The following is a 7234-nucleotide window of genomic DNA, read 5'->3' as shown; positions in this document are numbered from 1 at the left end:
ATTGGCCAAGTTCTCCATCTATAGGATGGGGACACCCTGAAAGCCTTACTGAAGGAGATTCTCATTATTGGGGAGTTTGGTGGGGAGAACAGCCTTTTGAAGTTTATAATGAAAAAGTTGGGCGTTTCATGTCTGAATATGGGTTTCAGGGAATGCCAACATTAGAAACCTTAAGATCTATGTTTTTGATGATGAAACCTGATTTTAGCTTGAGAAATCCGGTGATAAAAAACCATGAAAAACATACAAGAGGCTGGGAAATCATTGAAACCTATATGAAAAGAGATTATAATGTTCCTGATTATTTTGTTGATTATCAGTATGTTTCCCAATTACTGCAGGCGCGGGGAATTAAGATGGCCATTGAAGCACATCGCAGAGCAAAGCCTTACAATATGGGAACCTTATACTGGCAGCTGAACGACTGCTGGCCGGCGGTTTCATGGTCTTCCATAGACTACCTCGGAAATTGGAAAGCTTTACACTATCAGGTGAAAAGAAGTTTTGCTCCTCAGATTATACTTACCGAAGAAAAAGAAAATACATTACATTTTTATGCGGTAAATGATGACCTTAAAGAATATGAAAATGTTCATCTCGAAGTTGAAGTGATAAAATTTGATGGAAAAGTGTTGAATAAACTGGACTTGAAGTCTAGTGAAAAGATCTTCAAAGGGATTATTAAATTCGAGCCTATAAAATCAGCATTCCATTCCCTGAGGAATGAAACTTTTCTGAAATTAATCCTCAAGGATCAATCCGATAATATTATTGCTCAAAATAATTATTTCTTTTCCCAGCCTAAAGATCTGAAGTTGGCTCAGCCTCATATTCAGATTACAAAGATTGCTCCTGATGAAATTGAAATAAGTACGGATGTTCTGGCTAAAGATCTTTATCTGATGAGTAATACATCAGAGAATACTATAAAAGAAACTCATTTCAGTGATAATTTCTTTGATCTGTTACCCAATGAAAAGAAAAGGATAAAACTTTCTAAACCATTAGAAAAAGTAAAAGTTATGAGTCTTTGGGATGTGATGAGATATTAAATTTTATGCAAAAAAAATGATGTTTCCGGCTCTAACTAAAAAATCCATCTTACCTTTGTATCATATTTCTTTAAAATTATGGTAAATTTTGTTTTGATAGGGGTCTGCATTCTGGCAGGAATGGTATTCAAAGAAACAAAATCTATCCATCCGGACGCTCACAAGGGAATCAATACATGGATTCTGTACCTTGCGTTACCTGCTGTTTCCTTTAAATACTTACCCAAAGTAAACTGGACTTTGGATATGCTTTTTCCGATTGTCGCTACTTTTCTTATCGCTGTTTTCAGTGTTGTTTTTATGTTGTTTTACAGCAAAAAGAAAGGCTATTCCAGAAGATCCAGAAGCACTATGGAATTAGCAAGTGGTTACAGTAATACGTCTTTCATCGGTTTTCCGCTTATCAGTGCTTTTTATGGGGAAAGTTTATTAAGTATAGCCATTATATGTGATCAGACTATGTTCCTGGCCCTTTCTACATTAGGAATTATTGCGGCAGTAAAAGGGGGAAGTAAATCAGGAAAGGTAAGTGCAAAGTTTATTTTAAAACGTTTAATTACATTTCCTCCGTTATTGGGATGTATCGGAGCTCTAAGTCTTTCTCAGTTTATAGACTTTACGGTTGCGGAACCCTTTTTTGATAAATTGGCAGCTACAGTAAGTCCCTTGGCATTATTTTCTGTAGGGCTTCAGCTGAAATTCAATGGCTGGAAAAAACTGATTCCGCAGATCTCAACTTCGATGCTGTATAAATTAATTCTTGCACCTGCTATGGTTCTTTGTCTGGCTTTGTTATTTGGTATCAAAGGAGATGTAGCAAAGATTACCATTTTTGAGGCGGCAATGCCTACCGTAGTCACTTCAAGTATAATTGCAGAACAATTCCGGCTGAATACTAAATTAACCAATTTGATTATAGGATTCAGTATTATTGTTGGCTTCTTCACTACGGCAGTCTGGTATGAAATTATTAATCTGCTGTTTTAGATGCTTTCCGGTATTTATTTAAAATAAGTTTTGATAAAAAATATAGCTGTAATAATAAAGTTGAAGAAGATAATTCCCTTTCTCAATTTTACAGGATCAAGCTTTTGGGTAAAATGAGCACCGAAATATCCTCCCAATATTGTGGCCACCATCATGGTACTTGTTTCAGCCCAGTATACCTTGCCGGCGACGATAAATATGATCACAGCAACAGCATTGGCAAGACCTGTGAAAAGTGTTTTATTGGCATTGATTACTTTAATATCAGAAAGCCCGAATAAAGACCACACGGCCATCATCATAATTCCTACGGCACCACCAAAATATCCCCCGTAAATTCCCAGTAGAAATTGCGCACTCAATACTAACCATGGTCCGATCTGCATTCTTTTTCTCAATAAATTTCCTGCTTGTCTGCCAAATGCGAATGCCAGAGAACCGATTAACAATAACCAGGGTACAACAATATTGAATCCTGCAGAAGGAGTATAAAGTAAGAGTAATCCTCCCGTTAATCCTCCTGCTAAGGTGAGAACAGCCATTATTTTTATTGAAATATTGGGAAACGGCTGTATATATTTCCTGAACTTCCAGGCACTTGCCAGACTTCCTGGAAATAAAGCAACCGTACTTGAAGCATTCGCCTGAATGGGGGGTACTCCCGCATAAATAAGAGCAGGAAATGTAATAAAGGAACCACCACCGGCCGCCGCATTAATAGCACCTGCCAAAAGACCGATGGCAAACAATAAAATGAAACTTTCCATAGCCCTTAAAAGTAATAAATAAAACAGAGAGAGAAAAAGATTATTTTTTCTCAATTAATTGAGAAATCCATAGAAATATGGGTGTTGTTTTTTTAAGGTATAGAAAGATGTCGATTTTTAATTGATTCTGTGCAGCTGGCTTAATTAGTGGCGGAGTCAAATATAAACTATCCGGTATCAAAAATAAAACTTTGCGATAAAAAGTAGCAGTATATCATAAGTGAAAACACCTCCATCCCTAGGACAGACAAAATAATCAGTAATAAGATAAAAATTTCAATTCCTTTTTAGCTCTAACAAAAAATTGCAGTTCTCTAAAGAATATTCTAATTTTACATTTTAATTATTTCCCTTGCAATACGCCCAGATAGTTTTACCGTTAAATTTAAAAGGATCTTTCACTTACAAGATTCCAGATGAATTAATGTCCTCCATTCAGGTTGGAATGCGGGTTTTAGTCCCTTTTCGCGGAAAGAAAATCTATACGGGGATTGTTTTTGAAATCCACAATACCCGGCCGGAAAATTTTGTTCCTAAAGAGATCATCAGTATTTTGGATGAACGCCCTATTCTTCCTCAGGAGCAGATCGCTTTCTGGAATTGGCTTTCTGAATATTATTTGTGCAACTTGGGGGAAATTTATCGTTTTGCCTTTCCTTCTTCATTGAAACTGGAAAGTGAAACTTATTTAAAATTAAAACCCAATGTAAGTGTCGATTTTGAAAATCTGGATGTCAATGAAATGTATCTTATCCAGGCTCTTGAAGTAAGGCAATTGATTAATCTGACAGATATTGAAGCATTTATCCCTAAAAAAGATATTATTAAAACTATTAATTCTCTTATTGATCTCCAGTATATTGAAATAGATGAAAAAATAGCGGAGAAGTATAAAGCCAGGGAGGTTGCTTATATCAAGATCAATAAAAATTTTCTGAACAACCAGAGTCTTATGGAGATCCTTTCTAAACTTGACAGGGCGCCCAAGCAGAAGGAATTGTTTCTGAAAATATTATCTATTCAAACAGAAAATCCTGATATCCAGATCAAGAAATCTGAATTGTTTGATGATGGATATTTTGCTCATTCTCATTGTAAACCACTAATAGATAAAGGTTTTATTAAAGAATACTATTTGCAGAAAGATCGTTTGGAAAGTTATGAAGGGGAGATAGAAGAGCTGGAAGAACTTTCTGAAAATCAGATACTGGCAAAACATCAAATTGATGAAGCTTTTAAAGAAAATAAAAATGTCCTGCTTCATGGAGTGACATCTTCAGGAAAAACTCATATTTATCTGGATAAAATTGAAGAAAGTATCGGGGAAGAAAAGAATGTTTTGTTCTTACTTCCTGAGATTTCCCTTACTAAGCAGATCACCCAACGTTTAGAGAAAAAATATGGTAAGCAACTTGGTTTTTATCATCAAAAGCTGACGGATTTTGAAAGGGTGGAAGTATGGAGAAGAATCAGGAATAATGAAATTAGGATTCTGGTAGGAACAAGAAATGCCTTGTTTTTACCTTTTCAGAATGTAGGATTAATTGTTGTAGATGAAGAGCATGATTCAGCTTATAAACCAAGAGAAGCAGCTCCTTATTTTAATGCAAAAGATGCTGCATTGTTATTGGCAGGCTTTTATAAAGCCAGAGTCATTTTGGGTTCTGCGACGCCTTCTGTTGAAAGTTACTATCTTGCTCAAAAAGATAAATTAAAATATATATTCCTGAACGAGAGGTTCGGAAATGTAAAATTACCGGAATATGAACTCATTAATTTCAAGGAAGCGCAGGAGTCCAAAAAAGTGTCAGGTAACTTTTCTTTACACCTGATTGAGGAAATTAAAAAGAATCTCGAAGAAAAAAATCAGATAATTGTCCTCCATAACCGTCGGGGGTATGCCAATGTAGTGGAATGTGAAACCTGTGGCTATGTGAATTATTGTTCCAACTGTGATGTGGTAATGACCTATCATAAAGCAGCAAATGAGATGAAATGCCATTACTGTGGACAGAGGGCTTCCAAACCGAGGGTTTGTCCTAAATGTCATTCTGAAAACCTTAATGAAAGAGGGGTAGGAGTAGAGCAGATTCATGAAGAGGTTTCAAAGCTTTTTCCCGATTCTGAAGTGGATAGGATGGATGTAGATTCTATGCGCAAGAAGTTTGCTTACGAAAAACTCTATGAAAAGATTGAAGACAGGGAAACGGATATTATTGTAGGAACACAGATGATTTCCAAAGGGTTGGATTTTGATCATATTGAAATGGTAGTAATTCCTAAAGCGGATTCTTTATTGTATGTACAGGATTTCAGGGCAGAAGAAAGAGCCTATCAGTTAATTACTCAGGTATCGGGAAGAGCAGGAAGAACCTCAGGTAAAGGGAAGATTATCATTCAGACTTATAATCCTGATCATTCTGTTTTTCAGCTGATCAAAATGAATGATGTAGCTAAAATATATAATTATCTGCTGAGTGAACGTCAAAAGTTTCATTACCCGCCGTTCACCAAATTAATTATGATAGAGCTTAAGCATCGAAAAGAAGATAAAGTAAACCGGGCTTCTCAATTTCTGGGTTCCATTCTCAAAAAATATCTTCCTGAAGAATGTGTTTTAGGACCGGAGAAAGCTCAGATTGCAAGACTTAATAATCTCTATCAGTTTCAGATTTTACTGAAGCTTCCAAGAGGTAAAAATTATGAAAAATTTAAAACGATGATTTTATTAAGTTTGAATGAATTTGATGAAATTACAGCTTATCAAAGTATCAGAAAAGATATATTTGTGGATTTTTAACAACTTTTAACATATTTTACCACCTTTTATAACAACCTGATAGACTGATTTATAACAATAATATCTACATTTGGTCGTTGATTAAATGTTTGGGGTGGTAATCAGATTTAACTAATCCATGTTGTTATCATCCAAAACTATGAACACAAAAAGAAGATTAGATGTTAAATTTCAGAAAATATATTTCAGGTATCACGGTATTGGCTTCTGGTTTAATCCTCGCTCAGACTACCGTTTCTACAGCTCTATATTCTCAGGCTTACGAAAATCAGAAAAGTAATCTTAATTTACCTTCACCTGTTACGTCAGTTGTTGAGAAAGCGATTTTATCTCCAAAAGAGCTATTAGATATTAATGTGAACACAATGATGGCGGATCCGGTACTTAAAAATGCCAGTTGGGGATTCGTAGTCTATGATCCGAAAACAAAGAAAATTATTTCTTCGTATAACGAAAACACACCTTTGGTTCCGGCTTCTACAACGAAATTATTAACCACCGAAACGGCAATGAATATGTTGGGGGAAAATTATCGTTGGATGACCCAATTGGAATATTCAGGTACTGTGGATGAAAATGGAGTTCTCAACGGGAATCTCTATATTGTAGGAAGCGGTGATCCGTCTCTAGGAACTAATAAAGCAGGGGCATTGTCTTACAGAGAGATTGTTTCAGATTTTATGAGTGGAATTTCACAGGAAGGAATCAAAAAGGTAAATGGAGATATTATTATCCAGACAGCGCTTTTCAAAGGTAATATTTCAAGACTTCCGGAAAATGTTGTGTGGATGGAAAGCGGTAACTATTATTTACCGGTAGGGACTACTCGTGAGATCAATCCTGCTAATGAAAAGCTGATCACTAAAAAGCTAAGCAATCTTTCGGCAGATAAGAGATATTTCTATATTTCTCCTTATGCCAACCAAATGGTGTATGCGGATAAATATGAAGGAGCAGGTAATCTGACAACTACATTACCGGCTGCGCCATCCTATCTGGCCAATACACTGAAAGCTACCATGGCAAAAAGCGGAATGACCGTAACGGGTAAAGTAATCCCTAAAATGACAGACTCTTCACCGGAGAGCAGAAAAATGCTTTCTGTTTATAAATCACCTACTTTAGCGGATATCATATATTATACAAATCAGAGAAGTGATAATTCTTTAGCTGAAGCTTTACTTAAAACAGTAGGATTTCAAAAATTGGGAGATCAGACTACTGAATCCGGAAAGATTGTAGTAACTAATCACTTAAGAGAAGTTGCTTTTGATCTGAACGGACTAAATTATATGGATGGAAGCGGGCTATCAAGAAATAATTTAGTTACACCTATTTCTCAGGTGAAGTTTTTAACTTCTTTAATGGATGAAAAATATTATAAAACGTATTTTTCCTCTTTACCTGTCGGAGGACAATCTGGAACATTAAAGAGAATGTTTATCGGAGAAGGAAACGGACGTATCTTTGCAAAAACAGGAACACTGAATAAAGTAAAAACTTTAGCAGGATACATGAAAACGAATTCAGGAAGAACGCTCGTTTTTTCTTTATTAGTAAATAATTATTCAGGGTCTGTAGATATGGTAAAAAAGAGAATGGAAATGATTCTGGAACCTGCACTTAAT

At 35.6% G+C, this 7234-nt stretch carries 5 protein-coding genes; 4 read left to right on the top strand and 1 reads right to left on the bottom strand.

Going from position 1 to position 7234, the window contains the following annotated elements:
• Together Q0A18_RS15550 and Q0A18_RS15545 are read left to right on the top strand one after the other, a co-directional pair.
• Positions 1-1052 (top strand): glycoside hydrolase family 2 protein (locus Q0A18_RS15550; RefSeq protein WP_363315995.1); only part of this gene is annotated, 1052 nt, incomplete at its 5' end.
• Positions 1053-1130: 78 nt separating this feature from the next.
• Positions 1131-2039 carry an AEC family transporter gene (locus tag Q0A18_RS15545; RefSeq protein WP_292011078.1) on the top strand — a complete coding sequence of 303 codons (909 nt, stop codon included), beginning with the start codon at positions 1131-1133 and terminating at the stop codon, positions 2037-2039.
• 14 nt (positions 2040-2053) lie between these two features.
• On the opposite strand, the gene Q0A18_RS15540 is transcribed toward Q0A18_RS15545, so the two are convergent.
• Positions 2054-2806, bottom strand: coding sequence for a sulfite exporter TauE/SafE family protein (locus Q0A18_RS15540; protein ID WP_292011077.1), 753 nt, complete (start codon positions 2804-2806; stop codon positions 2054-2056).
• Between the two features lie 352 nt (positions 2807-3158).
• Here Q0A18_RS15540 and priA point away from each other — a divergent pair, with 352 nt between their 5' ends.
• Both priA and dacB read left to right on the top strand, forming a co-directional pair.
• A complete protein-coding gene (priA, locus tag Q0A18_RS15535; protein WP_292011076.1) occupies positions 3159-5606 on the top strand; it encodes a primosomal protein N' in 2448 nt (815 codons plus the stop codon).
• A 161-nt stretch (positions 5607-5767) separates the two neighbouring features.
• Positions 5768-7234, top strand: a 1467-nt coding sequence (gene dacB, locus Q0A18_RS15530; RefSeq protein ID WP_292011075.1) for a D-alanyl-D-alanine carboxypeptidase/D-alanyl-D-alanine-endopeptidase, incomplete at its 3' end; no start/stop codon positions are given.

The sequence above is a fragment of the Chryseobacterium sp. genome (genome assembly GCF_022712095.1).
Lineage (GTDB): Bacteria > Bacteroidota > Bacteroidia > Flavobacteriales > Weeksellaceae > Chryseobacterium.
The sequence above is the reverse complement of the archived record's forward strand: the minus strand, read 5'-3'. Positions and strand labels throughout refer to the sequence as shown.